The organism is Pseudonocardia sp. Cha107L01, from assembly GCF_052566575.1.
The window spans coordinates 2,905,572-2,921,117 of the sequence record NZ_CP199579.1; the positions used below are offsets into that span (position 1 = coordinate 2,905,572).

General features: G+C 71.7%; 16 protein-coding genes. 7 read left to right on the forward strand and 9 right to left on the reverse strand.

Annotation, left to right across the window (positions count from 1 at the left end):
- Positions 1–99 precede the first annotated feature (99 nt).
- The 5 genes from ACTXG6_RS13775 to ACTXG6_RS13795 form a co-directional block, all read right to left on the reverse strand.
- Positions 100–489 (reverse strand): PPOX class F420-dependent oxidoreductase, encoded by a 390-nt coding sequence (locus ACTXG6_RS13775; protein ID WP_445188181.1) that lies wholly within the window; start codon positions 487–489, stop codon positions 100–102.
- A gap of 56 nt (positions 490–545) precedes the next feature.
- Positions 546–2,318: a CDGSH iron-sulfur domain-containing protein gene (locus ACTXG6_RS13780; RefSeq protein ID WP_445188182.1), complete on the reverse strand. Its 1,773-nt coding sequence runs from the start codon at positions 2,316–2,318 to the stop codon at positions 546–548.
- 3 nt (positions 2,319–2,321) lie between these two features.
- Positions 2,322–3,011 (reverse strand): TMEM175 family protein, encoded by a 690-nt coding sequence (locus ACTXG6_RS13785; protein ID WP_445188183.1) that lies wholly within the window; start codon positions 3,009–3,011, stop codon positions 2,322–2,324.
- 72 nt (positions 3,012–3,083) lie between these two features.
- Positions 3,084–3,737, reverse strand: coding sequence for a cysteine hydrolase family protein (locus ACTXG6_RS13790; protein WP_445188184.1), 654 nt, complete (start codon positions 3,735–3,737; stop codon positions 3,084–3,086).
- Positions 3,737–4,069 carry a hypothetical protein gene (locus ACTXG6_RS13795; protein WP_445188185.1) on the reverse strand — a complete coding sequence of 111 codons (333 nt, stop codon included), beginning with the start codon at positions 4,067–4,069 and terminating at the stop codon, positions 3,737–3,739. Before ACTXG6_RS13795 ends, ACTXG6_RS13790 begins: the two co-directional genes overlap by 1 nt.
- A gap of 117 nt (positions 4,070–4,186) precedes the next feature.
- Between ACTXG6_RS13795 and ACTXG6_RS13800 the strand changes: the two genes are divergently transcribed.
- The 3 genes from ACTXG6_RS13800 (at position 4,187) to ACTXG6_RS13810 (ending at position 6,826) form a co-directional block, all read left to right on the forward strand.
- Positions 4,187–4,771 (forward strand): TetR/AcrR family transcriptional regulator, encoded by a 585-nt coding sequence (locus tag ACTXG6_RS13800; RefSeq protein WP_445188186.1) that lies wholly within the window; start codon positions 4,187–4,189, stop codon positions 4,769–4,771.
- Positions 4,772–4,859: 88 nt separating this feature from the next.
- A complete protein-coding gene (locus ACTXG6_RS13805; protein WP_445188187.1) occupies positions 4,860–6,053 on the forward strand; it encodes a GNAT family N-acetyltransferase in 1,194 nt (397 codons plus the stop codon).
- Between the two features lie 83 nt (positions 6,054–6,136).
- Entirely contained in the window at positions 6,137–6,826 is a 690-nt protein-coding gene (locus ACTXG6_RS13810; protein WP_445188188.1) for a PaaI family thioesterase, read from the forward strand.
- 14 nt (positions 6,827–6,840) lie between these two features.
- On the opposite strand, the gene ACTXG6_RS13815 is transcribed toward ACTXG6_RS13810, so the two are convergent.
- Genes ACTXG6_RS13815 through ACTXG6_RS13825 form a run of 3 tightly spaced genes read right to left on the reverse strand, consistent with a single transcriptional unit; the run spans position 6,841 to position 7,962 of the window.
- The gene (locus ACTXG6_RS13815) at positions 6,841–6,996 is read right to left on the reverse strand and encodes a hypothetical protein (protein ID WP_445188189.1); all 156 of its coding nucleotides are present in this window, start codon (positions 6,994–6,996) and stop codon (positions 6,841–6,843) included.
- Position 6,997: 1 nt separating this feature from the next.
- Positions 6,998–7,354, reverse strand: coding sequence for an alpha/beta fold hydrolase (locus ACTXG6_RS13820; RefSeq protein ID WP_445188190.1), 357 nt, complete (start codon positions 7,352–7,354; stop codon positions 6,998–7,000).
- Positions 7,355–7,401: 47 nt separating this feature from the next.
- Positions 7,402–7,962, reverse strand: coding sequence for an alpha/beta fold hydrolase (locus ACTXG6_RS13825; protein WP_445188191.1), 561 nt, complete (start codon positions 7,960–7,962; stop codon positions 7,402–7,404).
- 1,715 nt (positions 7,963–9,677) lie between these two features.
- Here ACTXG6_RS13825 and ACTXG6_RS13830 point away from each other — a divergent pair.
- A complete protein-coding gene (locus ACTXG6_RS13830) occupies positions 9,678–10,133 on the forward strand; it encodes a transglycosylase family protein (protein WP_445188192.1) in 456 nt (151 codons plus the stop codon).
- Positions 10,134–10,219: 86 nt separating this feature from the next.
- On the opposite strand, the gene ACTXG6_RS13835 is transcribed toward ACTXG6_RS13830, so the two are convergent.
- On the reverse strand, positions 10,220–11,854 hold the full coding sequence (locus ACTXG6_RS13835; protein WP_445188193.1) for a long-chain fatty acid--CoA ligase: 1,635 nt from the start codon (positions 11,852–11,854) through the stop codon (positions 10,220–10,222).
- A gap of 229 nt (positions 11,855–12,083) precedes the next feature.
- Here ACTXG6_RS13835 and ACTXG6_RS13840 point away from each other — a divergent pair, with 229 nt between their 5' ends.
- The 3 genes from ACTXG6_RS13840 (at position 12,084) to ACTXG6_RS13850 (ending at position 15,540) form a co-directional block, all read left to right on the forward strand.
- Positions 12,084–13,424 carry a glutamate mutase L gene (locus tag ACTXG6_RS13840; protein ID WP_445188194.1) on the forward strand — a complete coding sequence of 447 codons (1,341 nt, stop codon included), beginning with the start codon at positions 12,084–12,086 and terminating at the stop codon, positions 13,422–13,424.
- 130 nt (positions 13,425–13,554) lie between these two features.
- Positions 13,555–15,069, forward strand: coding sequence for an adenosylhomocysteinase (ahcY, locus tag ACTXG6_RS13845; protein WP_445188195.1), 1,515 nt, complete (start codon positions 13,555–13,557; stop codon positions 15,067–15,069).
- Positions 15,070–15,081: 12 nt separating this feature from the next.
- A complete protein-coding gene (locus ACTXG6_RS13850; protein ID WP_445188196.1) occupies positions 15,082–15,540 on the forward strand; it encodes an NUDIX hydrolase in 459 nt (152 codons plus the stop codon).
- The last annotated feature ends 6 nt before the right edge of the window (positions 15,541–15,546 follow it).

Here is a 15,546-nt window from a genome sequence, read left to right on the forward strand (position 1 = left end):
CCGGACCGCCAGGGCTCGCCGGACCGCCAGGGCTCGCGGAACCGCCGGGGCTCCCGACCGCCGCACCCGCACCCGGCGCGCCCGTCAGGAGCCGGTGTCCTACTGCTTGGAGTACGCGAACGGGCGCACCGCGATGATCACCCGGTCCGCCGAGTCCGGCGGCGGGGACGGGTTGGTCTGCCCGTAGCGCTTGGCGAGCTGGACGTAGAACGCGCCGGTCGGGTCGGGTGTCACGCTCTCCACCACGCCCCGGGCCTGCAGGTACTGGTACGGCCGTTCCGCGTCCAGCACCGACATCGCCACGTGCGGGTTGTTCTCGATGTTGCGCAGTTTCGCCCGGCGGGTGGTGTGGGTGAAGCGCAGCAACTCGCCGTCCCAGTCGAACCACATCGGGGTGACCGCGGGGTTGCCGTCCGGCCGGACCGTGGCCAGGTGCCCGAAGTTGGGCTGAATCAGAAGTTCCTCGTATCCGTCAGGGATCTCGCTCATGCCGACCATCCTGCTCCCGGATCGCCCGGCGCGCATGAGCTTGCACGTGCGGGTGCTCAGCCGGGCTGGCCCTCGTCGACCCAGCGCTCGAAGACGGCGATCCGCTCGGCCGGCCAGGTTCCGTCGCAGGGCATCGAGCCGTCGTGCAGCCGGGACAGGATGGCCGCCGCATGGGTGCGCACGTCGTCGACCGACCACAGGTCGAACGCGAACCGCATCGAGGCGCGGTCGCGCGCCCGGAACAGCCCCTTGATGTGCCGGCCGAAGCTGACCGGCTCACCGGTGATGGGCACCGGCGGCGCGGCCGGCTCCGGCTCCGGCTGATCGGGCGCCACCGCGGACACCCGCGCCGACGGGGTCGCGTTGCACACCCACCACCAGCGCGGCACCGGCATACCCTCCGGCGGCCGGGCGTCGGCCCGCGAGTTCTCGACCGCGATCCGCGAGCCCCACTCGAGGTAGCCGGCGAACGCCGCCCGGAACTCCGGGTCGCTCGGCAGCCCGGCCTCGTCGGCGCTGCGCGCGAGCAGTGCCACCCAGCGGGACCGCTGTGCCTCGCTGAGGTGCTTGCCGAGGTGCTGCGAGATCATCCGGCTGTAGCCGCCGTAGCGTTGCGAGTACAGCTCCGGCCCGCCGAACACCTCGCTCAGCCAGGCCGCGACGCGCTCGGGGTGGTCCGGCTCCATCCGGGCGAACAGGGGCGCGAGCAGCTCGTCCTCGGCGACGTGGCGCTCGTAGAACAGCCGGGTCATCCGCAACAGAGCGGGGAAGCCGCCGGCCCAGGCGAACAGCGTCGGTTCCTCGCCGGGGTCCGGCACCGGGTCGTGGAAGTCGGCGTACCAGTGCGCGCCGCTACAGAACGGCTTGTTGGCCGACTGCCCGCACCGGCACAGGCTGTAGTGCTCCGTCGAGGCGCCGGCCGGGCGGTCCACGTCCGCACCGGTCTCGTCGCACAGCGGTACCGAACCGGTGACCCGGTACGGCCCGTCCAGGGACACCTCGATCGCGGGTTCGCGGTCGGTGTCGACCAGCTCGCCGCCCGCCTGCCCGGCCACCGCGGCGCCCAGCGCACCGGAGGGACAGGCCTGGATCGCCCGGAGCAGGTCGTCCGCCCGGGCGCCGGCCGGCGCGACGAAGGGCTCGGCGCCGACCCGGAACGCGACCGGCAGCGCGTCGGTGCACCGGCCGGAGTGTGCGCACAGGCCCCGGTTGTCCCGGATCTCGAACTGCCGCGCCGGGTAGCTGTCGAGGCGGTCCGGCACCCGGTCCGGGCGCTTGGCACCGGTGAACCCGATGTCGGCGTGGGTGCCGTCGCACCAGGGCCGGGACCCGGAGCGGCCGCAGCGGCACAGCGCCGCGACCGGGGGTGGCGAGATCGGTTCGCCCAGCCAGCTGGTCATCGCCGGCCGGCCGGTCACCAGGTACGGGCCGTCCTCGCGCACGGTGATCCGGGTCGGGGCCGCCGCCGCGAGCTCGGCCGACCGGTCCGGGATCCCCTCGCCCGGCGAGTCGGCGACCAACCGCCGCACGCCGGCACAGGCCTCCAGCAGCGCCGGTCTCGGGTCGGCGGCGCACCGCGCGGTCAGGTCGGCGGCCAGCGCGGACAGTGCCGCGTCGAACGGCCCGTCGGACGGGCTGGCCGGCGGCGGGTCGGTCAGCAGCAGCGTGCGCAGCGGCCGCAGGACGGTTCGCCCCAGGCGTGCCGCGGTGTCCAGGTCGGCGCGGGCGGCCAGTGCGGTGGCGTGTGCCAGCAGGTCGGTGACCTTGGCGGTGTCAGTGGTGTCAGTGGTGTCAGTGGTGTCAGTGGTGTCAGTGGTGTCACTGGACATGCCTCATCCGTCCGGGTTGAGCCGTGCGTCGGGTACGCCTGGGCGTCCGGCTGGGGGTTGGGCTGGGGGTTGGGTGAAGGCCGGTCGCGGGGACGGGCCGAGTAGGAAGGCCAGGGCGAGCAGCGCGGTCAGCGCCACCGTGAGCCAGGGCGCGACGAGGGCGAGCGCGGTGGCCGCCAGGTAGCCGACGAACCCGGCCAGGTAGCGGATGTCGACGTCGCGCAGGAACTGGCGGCTGATCCCGTCGAGCAGCAGGCCGCGCCGCGCCGCCAGCCGCCAGATCAGGTTGAACGCGACGGAGCAGCCGGTCAGCGTGGCACCGTAGAGCAGCATCGCGGTGCGCGCGTCGGCGCCCGTGGTGTGTTCGGCGACCAGCCGGGTGGGCAGCGGCAGGAAGGACACGCAGCCGAGTAGCAGCAGGTTGGCCAGCAACAACAGCTGGTCGACCCGGTCGACCACGCGGAACAGCGAATGGTGGTTGGCCCACATGATGCCGATCTGCAGGAAGCTCGCCGAGTAGGCGACGATCTCCGGCAGCGCGTGCGCGAGTGCCTCGGCCAGGCTCTCGCCCGGTACCTGCTCGACGTGCACGTCCAGGATCAGCAGGGTGATCGCGATGGCGAGTACCCCGTCGCTGAACGCCTCCAGCCGCCGCGCGTCGCCGCGCTCGGCGTCCCCGCCCCACCACCGCATCTCGCCCGCCCCGCCCCGCCCCGCTCAGTCGCCCGCCCCGCCCCGCCGTCGTCCGCTCAGTCGTCGGTCCGCTCAGTCGCCCCGGCGCCCGGCGGTCAGCAGCGGGCAGATCGTCTCGACATCGGTGATCAGTGAGTCGCCGGCGAAGGCCAGTCCCTCCAGGGACCGTTGCGCGGCGCCCTGGTGCCCCGCCCCGCACGCGTCGGCGACCACGATCGGCAGGTAGCCGAGGTCGGCGGCGTGCCGGGCGGTCGGCTCGATGCCCACCTCCATGGCGACCCCGACGATGGCGAAGCTGTCGATCGCGCAGTCCCGCAGGACCAGGTCCAGCGGGGTGCCGACGAACGCCGACATGGTGATCTTGTCGAAGACCATCTCGGCGGCGCTCGGCTTCAGCCGGGGGTCCAGCTCGAAACCCGGGGAGTCGCGCAGGAACATCGGCGTCACGTCGGCGACCCGGTCCAGTCGCTGCCAGGTCATCGCGGTACGCAGCCGGGCGGCGCCGGACACCTCGTTGGGGATGCCCATGTGCCGCAGATAGAACACCCGGAAGCCGCCGGCGCGCGCCGCCTCGACGGTCCGCGCGACGTTGGCCACCACCCGCTCGGCATCCGGGATCTGGCTCAGTACGCCGACCTGCATGTCGTAGACGATCAACGCCAGTCGGCGGGGGTCGCAGGCCTCTTCGACGGTGCGCGGGATGCCCAGCCCGTAGCCGTGCTGCATCAGTTGACGGTGGTGCGGTCGTAGGGCTCGGCCACGTCGACCGAGGAGTCCATCAGGCTCTCCAGCGGCAGCGGTGCCTGTACCGGCAGGTAGAACCACTCCAGGTAGCCGGCCTTGGAGAGCGGGAAGTCGGAGACGTAGCGGCGGGCGTCCTCGACGCTGGCCACCTCGAAGACGATGACCACGCCCGGCTCGTCGGCCCTGGCGTAGTTCTCCCGGACGATGCCCTGCTTCCACAGCCGCCAGACGTTGGCGACCTCCTCACCGAGCAGTGGGGTGATCGTCTCCATGGTGATTCCGGGGCGGAAACGGTCGTAGGCGATGACCTTCACGGCGGCTCCGTTCGCGAGGACTGTCCGAGTGGCCTGTTCGAGTGGTCTCTCGAGGGGATCTGCTGACTCCATCAATCTATACACTGATGTCAAGTAACTATTCTCTACAGTGCCGTCATGGCTGCGACGACACCGGCGGGTGGCCGCCCCCGGGACGCGGCGCTGGACCAGCGCATCCTCGAGGTGACCCGCGAGCTGCTCGCCGAGCACGGTTACCAGGGGCTCTCGATCGGTGCCGTGGCGCGTGCGGCTGGCACCACCCGCCCCTCGGTGTACCTGCGCTTCACCGACAAGCAGGACCTGGCCACCCGGGCGATCGCCGGCATGGACGTGCCGGACGAGCTGCGCACCACGCCGGACATCCGGGCCGACCTGGTGGCCGAGCTCAAACACTTCCGCACGGCGGTGACCAGGCCGAACGGCATGGCCTTCGTCGGCACCGTGCTCGCCGAGGAACAGCACACGCCAGAACTGATCGCGCGCTTCCGGGACCGCCTCGTGCACCCCCGCCGACACCGGGTGGGCGGCGTGCTGCGGCGCGGGATGCACAGCGGCGCACTGCGCGCGGGGCTCGACGTCGACGTGATCACCACGATGCTGATCGGCAGCATCTACTCGCGCTACATCGCCACCGGGGACGTGCCGGCGGACTGGCCGGAGCGCGCGGTGGCGTCGATGTGGCCGGGGATCAGCGCGGAGTAGGTGCTCCCGAGCGAGACCGGACGGTTCCGTCGAGCCGCCCGAGAAACCCGGTCGACGGCGTCGGGGTGGTCGAGAAGACTCTCACTCCGTGAAGCTTGAGATTCGCCGCGCCGTCGCCGATGATCTGCCCGCGCTGGCGGTCGCCGACGGCCGGGCATTCGGACTGCACTACTCCAGCACCGACATCGACGACTTCCGCCCTATCTTCGAGCCCAACCGGTTCCTGCTGGCCTGCGAACCGGAGGACGGCGCGATCGTCGGGGTGACCGGTTCGTACACGTTCGATCTCACACTGCCCGGTGGCGGTGTGCTGCCCACCCAGGGGGTCACCTGGGTGTCCGTCGCCACCACGCACCGGTGGCGGGGCGTCGCGGCGGAGCTGCTGTCGAGGCAGCACCGGGAGTTCGCCGAGGAGGGCGTCGCGCTGTCGGTGCTCACCGCGAGCGAGGGCGGGATCTACGGGCGGTTCGGCTACGGGGCGGCCGGCCGGGAGCGCTCGGTGAAGATCGACCGGCGGTTGGCCCGCTTCCGCGCCGATGCGCCGGACCCGGGCGGGGTGCGGTTCGCCACCACCGATGAGGTCCGCGCGAAGGCGCCCGACGTGCACCGGCGCTGGGCCGCCAGGACGCCCGGCGCGGTCTCCCGGGACGACCGCTGGTGGGACTACTCGCTGGCGGACCGCGCCGACTACCGCGACGGCGGCAGTGCGCTGTTCCACCTGGTCCACCCGGACGGTTATGCGTCCTACCGGGTCCACCACGACGACCACCTGTGCCGGGTCGTCGACTTCTTCGCGGCCACCGACGAGGCGCACGCCGCGCTGTGGCGCGCGCTGCTGGGCATCGACCTGGCGCGGTTCATCACCGCCGACGCGTGCCCGGTGGACGATCCGCTGCCCTTCCTGCTCGAGGACCCCCGCCAGGTGCGGACCACCGAGCTCAAGGATGGGCTGTGGGCCCGGCTGCTGGACGTGCCGGCGGTGCTGGCGGCCCGGCGGTACCCGGTGGAGATCGACGCGGTGCTGGAGGTGGCCGACGCCTTCCTGGGCCTTGGCGGGCGGTTCCGGTTGCGTGGCGGGCCGGACGGGGCGAGCTGCGAGCCGGTCGCGTCCGCGCCCGACGGGTGGCTGAGCATCGGCACCCTGGCCAGCCTGGCCTTCGGCACGCACCGTGGCCACACGCTGGCCCGGTCCGGGATGCTCGAGGCGGCTGCCCCGGTGCTGCGCCGGCTCGACGCGGCCTTCGCCGCCGATCAGGAGGTCCGGCACGGCACCCACTTCTGACCCGGCCCGACTTGACTCCGCGCCTCGAAGGTCATTAGTAACGGATCAGGCGTTGCTGATCGAGGGGTGGAGGCGGGTAACCGGTGAGCGGTGATTTCGAGGCCGGCGTGCGGATCAGCCCACATGATCCGGGGCCGAACCCGGCGGCCGACTCACCGCAACTGCTCCGGCGGCGGGCGGCGGTCGCGGCGCTCGGGCACGAGGTGCGGGAGCTCGTCGACGCGGTGGTGGGTACCGAGGTACCGGCCGAGGACCTGGAACGGTGTGTCGGTGAGGTGCGCGCGCTGACCGCGCGGCTGCGCCGGAGTGGCCGCGACCGCGGCGAGCTGGCCTCGGTGGACGACCTGCACGCCGGGGTGCGGATGTACAACCTGGTGAGCGGCGCGGGCAACCCGCTCTCGCCGCCGATGCGGGTCGAGCTGGGTGACGGGACGGCGGAGGCCGGCGGCGCGCTCGGTCTGGCCCACGAGGGGCCGCCGTCCTACGGCCACGGCGGCGTCAGCGCGCTGCTGCTCGACCACGTACTGGGTGGTGCGGCCGCGGCGAGCGGCAACCCGGGGATGACCGTCGAACTGGCCGTGCGCTACCGCCACCCGGTGCCGCTGCGCACGCCGCTGCTGGTGCGGGGTGCCACGGTGGACGTGGACGGGCGCTGGATCCGCGCGAACGGCAGCATCGCGGCGACCGAGGCTCCGGACCGCGCGCTGGTCACGGCCGAGGCGAAGTTCGTCAGCCTCAACCCGGATCAGGTGCGGCGGCTGTTCCCGGGCTGAGCGGAGCAGGCGTACTACCCGCCCAGCGCGATGGCCAGGACCAGCGCGGCGCCGAGGATCAGGACCACGAGCAGGGCCAGGCGCAGCCGGTGCTCGACGACGCGGGATGGCCCGGCCCCCGTACCCCCGACACGCCCGCGCCACCCGAGCTGGCGGCCGGAGTCGGCCACCTCAGGACGCCCGGGTGGTCTCGGCGACGGTGTCGGTCGGTGTCACCCGGCGCCGGGTGCGCGGGAGCCGTTCCAGGACCCCGTCGGCCGCTGTGTCCGCACTGCCCGACGTCAGCTGGCTGGAGCGGGTGTGCAGGAAGTCGGCGAGCAGGTCGGCCAGCTCGCCGGGGTGCTCGGTGTGCGGGAAATGGCCGGCGTCGAGAACCTCGAGGCGACTGTGCGGGAGCAGCTGGTGAGCGCGCACGGTGTGCCGGAACGGGATGCAGGCGTCGCGGCGCCCGGCGACGAACAGGGTGGGGAGCGCGGCGAGCAGGTAGAGCCGGTCCGTCGCGTCGAGCCGTTGCCCGGTCCAGCTCACGGTTGCGCGCAGGGTGGACAGGAACGCCTGGCGGGTGGCGGGGTCGGTCAGCGAGCGCAGTGCGCGGCCCAGCCCGTCGAGATCACCGGCCGAGGCGATGCCGAGGCTCGTCGCGCCGCGGTGGGCCAGCCGGGCGACCCAGCCGGGGCGAGCCTGCTGACGGTTTGCGCGGCGTAGGCGACCCCGGGCAGGGTCGCGCCGCGCAGCGCGATGCTCAGCTCCGGGCCGAGACCGCCGCTGGCGATCAGGGTCAGGGTGTCGGTCCGCTCGGGGAACTGGTGCGCGAAGGTCATGGCGACCCCGCCGCCGAAGGAGTGGCCGACCAGGCTGGCATCTTCGTGGCCCAACCTGAGCAGCAGGTCGCGCAGGCGGGTGGCGTGCCCGGCGACGGAGTAGTCACCGTTGGGCGGCGCGGCGGACTCGCCGTGGCCCAACAGATCGGGGGCCAGCACGTGGGCCCGTTCGCCCAGCTGCCGCAGCACCGGCAACCAGGAGGTGGCGTTGCCGGCCAGGCCGTGGACGAGGACGACGACCGGGCCGCCGCTGCCGCGTCCGGCCTCCAGGTAGCTCATTGCGTGGCCGTGCAGCTCGGTGTGATGTCGGATCACGCCGGCTGCCGGCGGGTGATCATCACGATGTTGTCGAACGATCTCGTTGATCATATTGGCCGTCTTCCGCGCGGTTGGGGAGCTCCCGCACCAGGTGACCGTGTTCGGTCGCGGTCACCGATGTTGCGTCGTGCTTGCTCCGCTGGGGAGGGCGGAGGCTTCGGTAGGGCGGTACGTGCGGTTGGTCGCTGGGGAGCGGACGAGTGGGTGCATGGTCAGGGTTGCGGAGTTTCGGGACCGCGGTGGGTCATCGATCGGCGGACTTCGGACGCGCCGCAGGCCTGGTCGCCCGCGACGTGCTCGTAGCTGTGCAGGGCTGGCAGGAAGGGACGCTCCGGGTCGGTGTGGCGGATGACCCGGCAGGAGACATGCGTCGGGATCGGATGCCAGCAGCGTTCACACAGCCGCAGTCGGGGATTGCCTCGCGTCATCGTCGATCACCAGCCGCCTCGTTGTGCGCCGCTCGGTAACTCGCCACCGCGCCGGGTGTGCGTGGTGGCGCTCGGACGGGAGGCCAGCCTGCCCGTCGGGGGGTTGCGGACAGACTGACATCCCTGGTGGCCGTACCGGGGAAGGGTCGAGAAGGGGGTTGCTCCACGGTCCGGCCGACAACGATTATGCCGGAGCCGAACGCTGTTGGAATCGGCTCTTCGGCGTAATCCTCCGGTAAGTCCGTTCGGCTTCGAGACTTATCACTCGCCCGTATCTCGAACGTCGAATTACTATTGCGCATAGCGTGCGACCACGGTCACAAAACGAAAATGCTGATGCTCGAATCTCTCGACGGTCGAAATTCTCGCCGGGGTCCGGCTGTCCGCTCGCGCGTGAACTCACCGAGGGCGTAGACAGGCCGGTCGCGAACGGGCCGGGGCCACCACCTCACGGCGGCTGGCCCCGGCCCTGGCGCCACTCGTCCGCTCCCCAGCGACAAGTGGAAGTCCTGTCGCGCCGCCACCGCTCCGGGTCGGCCCTGGCCGGGCCGGGACTCGTGAGCAGATGTCGCCGCGTGCTGCTGGGGATGTCGGTCCGATGGCCGGGAACGTTTCCCGCGCCGCGGCCTGACAACCCGATCGGGTGGCTCGGCGCGGGTACAGAGAGGCGCCGGACCTGTGGTACAGCTCACATGGCGGCACCGGGAGCCGGGGTCGCCGAGAGCCGGGGCCGGTGTCGGCCGGGGTTCAACCGGGGCCCGGGGTTCGGGCTGTCACCGCGCCGCCGACCGGCGCTCGGGGCGTGCTCGTCACGCTTCCCGGGGGTGTCGACGCATGACGCGAATCACACATTCCATTCGAAAGGCAAGATTATTTTGGCGAGTGTCCGCTCCGTGTTCGACTCGTGATACGACCGTTATGACCTGGGATAAGAGTCGAATATCGAGTTCCAGTATTGCTCCCGGTGGGCGGTGGGGGTGACCTGGATCGCCCACTCCGGCCTTGACGAACCGGTGCCGGTCCTACGTACCGTGCTGTCGTGGTCGTCGAGTCGTCGACCACAAATGACAGCTGTCCGCCGCGCCGAACCCTGCCCGGCGAGATAGTGACATCCAGAGAATTAACACCAGGCAGGGACGGCGAATATCCAAATAGGGGGGCAAACCCCAGCGGGGCCATTCGGTGGGAACCGTCGGGCGCACAGACCTGTGCCCGGACCCGCGGCTAGACGCTGTAAGCGCGGTGTGGAGACTGTTCATGACCCGATCTCGAGGCACCTCCCGCGTGCGCCTGTTGGGTACGCGGAATCTGGCTCGTGTCGTCGTCGCCGGCGTCGTTGTCGCCGGGGCCCCGCTGGCACTGGGCGGAACCGCGAACGCGGCCACCCCGGCGCCGACCGCCGGAGGGGATGGCGTGTGGGACCAGATCGCGCAGTGCGAAAGCGGTGGCAAGTGGAACACCAGCACCGGAAATGGTTACGCCGGCGGGCTGCAATTCGCGCCGTCGACCTGGCGGGCCTACGGCGGCAAGGGCAGTGCCCATCGCGCCAGCCGCGCTGAGCAGATCAGCGTCGCCAAGAGGGTGCAGGCCGCACAGGGTTGGGGCGCGTGGCCCAGCTGCTCGAAGAAGGCGGGCGTCAAGGGCAAGTCGTCGCACAGCAGTTCCGCGCGTAGCCACAGCGGCGCGAGCGCGACCATCTCCAAGACCACGCATACCGTCAAGAAGCACTTCGACGACTGAGATCAGGACTGAGGGTCCCTAGCCGACCCGCACCCGACGGCGCCCCCGATGACCTCGGTCTCGGGGGCGCCGCGTGCGGTGGGGACTCAGGCGTCGGCGCCGGGCAGCTTGTAGCCGGCGAACTTGTCCCGGAGGGTCTTCTTGGAGAACTTGCCGACGCTGGTCTTCGGCACCTCGTCGATGAACTCGACGGCGTCCGGCAGCCACCACTTGGCCACCCGGGGCTTCAGATGCTCAAGGACCTCCTCGGCGGTCAGCGACTCACCGGGCTTGAGCACCACGCAGGCCATCGGGCGCTCCACCCAGCGCTCGTGCGGGATCGCGATGACGGCGGCCTCGGCGATCTTCGGATGCGCCATGATCTCGTTCTCCAGCTCCACCGAGCTGATCCACTCACCGCCCGACTTCACCAGGTCCTTGGTGCGGTCGACCAGCCGCACGAAGCCGTACTCGTCGGCGGCAGCCACGTCGCCGGTGCGCAGCCAGCCGTCCTCGGTGTACTGGCTGCCGCCGCCCTCACCCCGGTAGTACTCCTTGGCGATCCACGGCCCGGCGGCCTGGATCTCGCCGGTGTGCACGTCGTCCCAGGGCAGCTCGTCGCCGGTGTCCGGGTCGACCAGGCGCAGCTCGACCAGTGGTACCGGCTGGCCCTGCTTGGCCCGCACGTTGGCCCGCTGCTCCTCGGTGAGCTCGTCGTGCTGGCTGCGCCGGGTGGACATGGTGGCGATCGGGCTGGTCTCGGTCATGCCCCAGGCGTGCAGCAGCGGGACGCCGAGCTTCTCCCGGTAGGCCTCGGACAGCGACTTCGGCACCGCCGACCCGCCGCACAGCAGCACCCGCAGGTGCGACAGGTCGTAGTCCCCGAGCATCGGCAGCGCGCCCATCCAGATCGTCGGCACGCCACCGGTCACGGTCACCTGGTGCGAGGCCAGCAGCTCCAGGACCGCCTTGGGTGTCATGTTCGGGCCGGGGAACACGATCGTCGAGCCGGCCAGCAGGCAGCCGTAGGGCAGGCCCCAGGCGTTCGCGTGGAACATCGGCACGATCGGCAGCACGACGTCCCGCTCGGACAGCGCGGCGCCGTCCGCGATCAGCGAGATCAGCGAGTGCAGCACCGTCGAGCGGTGCGAGTACACGACGCCCTTCGGGTTGCCCGTGGTGCCCGAGGTGTAGCACATCGCGGCGGCGGTGTTCTCGTCCTCGACGATGAACTGGCCGGCGAACGGTTCGGACTCGGCGAGCAGCTGGTCGTAGTCCAGGATCCGGGGGTCGTCGGGGATGTCCACGTCCGCGCCATCGTCGATGACCACGTAGTGCCGGACGGTGTCCATCTTGTCGGTCAGCGGCCACAGCAGCGGCAGCAGCGACCGGTCCACGAAGACGATCTCGTCCTCGGCGTGGTTGGCGATGTAGGTGAGCTGGTCCGGGAAGAGTCGGATGTTCAGCGTGTGCAGCACCCGGCCGGTGCACGGCGCCGCCAGGTACAGCTCGAGGTGGGCGGCGGTGTTCCAGCAGAAGGTGGCCACCCGGCCGTCCGCGCTGATGCCGAGGCGGTCCAGCGCGGTGGCCAGCCGGCGGACCCGCTGCGCCCACTCGGCGATGGTGATGCGCTGCTCGCCGTCCGCGGTGGCGGTGACGATCTCCTTGCGCCCGAACAACTGCTCGGCCCGGTGGAAAATGTGCGGGAGGACAAGTGGACGGTCCTGCATCAGCCCGAGCATCTCGGTCTCCTGTCGCGTCTTCTTCTCGGCAGTGAGGCGTGTCTGAGTCGTGACTGGGGTGTGTCCGGGAGTTCCGGAGCGGATGACACTCTACTGGGCCCGGACCCTATCGCGACCTGGCACGATCGGCCCGACCGTCCGGTCGGCCGCCGCCCGATTTCACTGCGCTCGACACCAAATGGCGCGGTGACGCAGCTTCCTTGACCGATCACGGATACTCTCCACGGCCATGACCCCCCGGCCCACCGTCTGCCTCGACGTGGGTTCCGGCTGGGTCAAAGCGCTCGGCATCGACGCGGACGGTGACCCGACCGGCTGCGCCCAGCACCTCACCACCCCGCACGATCTGCTCGAGGGCGTGCTCGCCGCGGCCACCGCCGTCGGCCTGGACGGCCCGCTCACCCCGCGCCGGGGCAGCGAGTCCGACGCGGAGCTGCTGGCCTGCTCGTCGGCCGGCGGCGGGCTGCGCCTCGCGGTGGTCGGGCAGGACCGGCTCGCCACGACGGAGGCCGGCTACCGGGTGGCCCGCTCCGCGGGCGCTCGGGTGGTGCACGTGCAGGCCGGGCTGCTGGAGCCGGGCGGGGTGCGCGCGCTGCGTGCCAGCCGACCGGACGTGGTGCTGCTGGTGGACGGGGTGGACGCGGCGGCCGAGGGCACCCTGCTGCGCAATGCCGCCCGGCTGGCCAGGGCGCGGGTGCGCGCGCCGATCGTGCTGGCGGTGCACGCCCCGGTCCGCTCCGACGCGCTGGCGCTGCTCAAGTCCACCGGCCGCACCGTGCTGGCCACCGACGCGGTACTGCGGTCCGCCGGTGAGGTGGTGCCCGAGCCTGCCCGCGCCGCGGTGGCCGAGCTGCTGGGCGGCCACCTGGTCGGCGGCCGGGGTTCGGCGACCACCGCTCGGTTCCGGCGGCTGGCCCGCCAGGCCACCCCGGGCGCGGTGCGCCGGGGGGTCATCGAGCTGGCCCGCTCCCGGGGTGCCGGTGCGGGTGCGCTGCTGGTCATCGACGTGGGGTCGTCCACCACCGACGTGTACTCCGCGCTGCCGCCGACCGGGCCGGACGACGAGCCCGAGGTGAACTGGTCCACCGCCGAGGCCGACCTCGGCATGCGGCCGACCTCGGCGGGCATCCTCACCGAAGGCCAGTCCGAGGGGCTGGTCGACCCGGTGGAGGCCGACCTGCTGATGCCCGCGGTGCTGCGCCTGGCCGAGGAGACCGACTTCCTGCCCGACGACCCTGGCGGGCGCGCGGAGGACCGCCGGCTGGTCGCACTGGCCTCGGTGCTGGCGGCCCGGCGGCACCTGCGGGTCGCCGGCGAGGCGCTGGGCGAGGTCGGGATAGGCCTGGTGGTGCTGAGCGGCGGGGTGTTCCGGCAGCCGGACCAGGTCGGCATGGAGGCGGTGCGCCGCACGGTGCGCACCGACCCGGTGCTGCGCGGCCTGCTGGAGCACTGCCCGATGGCGGTGGACGACGGCTTCGCGCTGGCCCCGGCGGGGTTGTTGGCCGGGCGCGGGCGGATCAAGGCGGCCCGGACCGTGCTGGACGCCGCCATCGCGCCGGACGCGGGCTGAGTCGCTCCCTCCGGTGCCCGGCCGCGGCGCCGGTTCGTCCCGCCGCATTCGACGGGTCGGCTCGACCTAGATCGGGCGCGGGGCGGCCAGGTAGCGTGGCCCCTGTTCTGATGAGGAGGACAAGGGGAGCATGAGCGCACCAACTACCGACACTGTCCGGTCCGGCGGCCGGCTCGACCGGCGCAACGGGGTCGACTTCGCGGTTGCCGACCTGGCGCTGGCGGAGTTCGGCCGTAAGGAGATCCGGCTGGCCGAGCACGAGATGCCGGGTCTGATGGCGCTGCGCCGGGAGTACGCCGAGGCGCAGCCGCTGCACGGGGCGCGGGTCTCCGGCTCGCTGCACATGACGGTGCAGACCGCGGTACTGATCGAGACGCTGGTGTCGCTCGGCGCTCAGGTGCGCTGGGCGTCGTGCAACATCTTCTCCACCCAGGACGGTGCGGCCGCCGCGGTCGTGGTGGGCCCGCACGGCACGCCGGAGGAGCCCCAGGGAGTCCCCTGCTTCGCCTGGAAGGGCGAGTCGCTGGACGAGTACTGGTGGTGCACCGAGCAGATGCTCACCTGGCCGACCTCCGCCGACGGCACGGACGGCGGCAACCAGGGACCGAACATGATCCTGGACGACGGCGGTGACGCCACCCTGCTGGTGCACAAGGGCGTGCAGTACGAGGCGGCCGGCGTGGTGCCGAATGCCGAGGACGACGACTCCGACGAGTACAAGGTCATCCTGGAGACGCTCCGCAACTCGCTGTCGGCCGACCCGCAGCGCTGGACGCGGGCCGCCGCCGAGATCCGCGGCGTCACCGAGGAGACCACCACCGGGGTGCACCGGCTCTACCAGTTCGCCGAGCAGGGGCTGCTGCTGTTCCCGGCGATCAACGTGAACGACTCGGTGACCAAGTCGAAGTTCGACAACAAGTACGGCATCCGGCACTCACTGGTCGACGGCATCAACCGGGGTACCGACGTGCTGATCGGTGGCAAGGTCGCGGTGGTGGCCGGCTACGGCGACGTGGGCAAGGGTTCGGCCCAGGCGCTGTCCGCGCAGGGGGCCCGGGTGATCGTCACCGAGGCGGACCCGATCTGCGCGCTGCAGGCCCTGCTCGAGGGCTACCAGGTCGCCACCCTGGAGTCGGTGATCGACAAGGCCGACATCCTGATCACCACCACCGGCAACAAGGACATCGTCACCGCCGACCACATGGCCCGGATGAAGCACCAGGCGATCGTGGGCAACGTCGGGCACTTCGACAACGAGCTGGACATGGCCGGCCTGGCCCGCTACCCGGGCATCCACCGGATCAACATCAAGCCGCAGGTCGACGAGTGGGTCTTCCCGGACGGGCACTCGATCATCGTGCTGTCCGAGGGGCGGCTGCTGAACCTGGGCAACGCCACCGGCCACCCGTCGTTCGTGATGAGCACCAGCTTCGCCAACCAGACGATCGCGCAGATCGAGCTGTTCACGAAGCACGAGGAGTACAACAACGACGTCTACATGCTGCCCAAGATCCTTGACGAGAAGGTCGCCAAGGTGCACGTGCTCGCCCTCGGCGGTGAGCTGACCAAGCTCACCAAGGACCAGGCCGAGTACATCGGGGTGGACGTCGAGGGCCCGTACAAGCCCAACCACTACCGGTACTGAGGTCGGCCCCCGGTGCCAGCCGGCGACGGGTGGACGCGCTGTGCGCGCGGCCACCGGCATTGGGGCCTGTTCGGCGCGGCCGGGCTGCTGGCCCAGCACCGCTCGGACGACGGGACGCGGTGGCTGCTGATGCAGCACCGCGCCTCGTGGAGCCACCACGGTGACACCTGGGGCCTGCTCGGCGGTGCGCGCGCGCCCGACGAGACCGCCGTGCAGGCCGCCGGCAGAGAGGCGTGGGAGGAGGCCTCGCTGCCGGCGTCGGCGTACACGGTGACCGGCCAGTACGTCGACGACCACGGCGGCTGGTCCTACGTGACGGTGTTCGCCGAGGCCGACTCGCTGGTCCCGATCACCACGCTGAGCGCGGAGAGCACCGAGGTCGCCTGGGTCCGCCAGGACGAGCTGGCCGGGCTCACCCTGCACCCGGGGTTCGCCGCCAGCTGGCCGTCGGTGGCGGACCTGATCGCCTGAGCTCAC

Excerpts from the sequence above, each read along its gene's own strand:
- ACTXG6_RS13775 (WP_445188181.1), bottom strand. The coding sequence starts at position 489 with ATGAGCGAGATCCCTGACGGATACGAGGAACTTCTGATTCAGCCCAAC.
- ACTXG6_RS13780 (WP_445188182.1), bottom strand. The coding sequence starts at position 2,318 with ATGTCCAGTGACACCACTGACACCACTGACACCACTGACACCACTGAC.
- ACTXG6_RS13785 (WP_445188183.1), bottom strand. The coding sequence starts at position 3,011 with ATGCGGTGGTGGGGCGGGGACGCCGAGCGCGGCGACGCGCGGCGGCTG.
- ACTXG6_RS13790 (WP_445188184.1), bottom strand. The coding sequence starts at position 3,737 with ATGCAGCACGGCTACGGGCTGGGCATCCCGCGCACCGTCGAAGAGGCC.
- ACTXG6_RS13800 (WP_445188186.1), top strand. The coding sequence starts at position 4,187 with ATGGCTGCGACGACACCGGCGGGTGGCCGCCCCCGGGACGCGGCGCTG.
- ACTXG6_RS13835 (WP_445188193.1), bottom strand. The coding sequence starts at position 11,854 with ATGCTCGGGCTGATGCAGGACCGTCCACTTGTCCTCCCGCACATTTTC.
- ACTXG6_RS13840 (WP_445188194.1), top strand. The coding sequence starts at position 12,084 with ATGACCCCCCGGCCCACCGTCTGCCTCGACGTGGGTTCCGGCTGGGTC.
- ahcY (WP_445188195.1), top strand. The coding sequence starts at position 13,555 with ATGAGCGCACCAACTACCGACACTGTCCGGTCCGGCGGCCGGCTCGAC.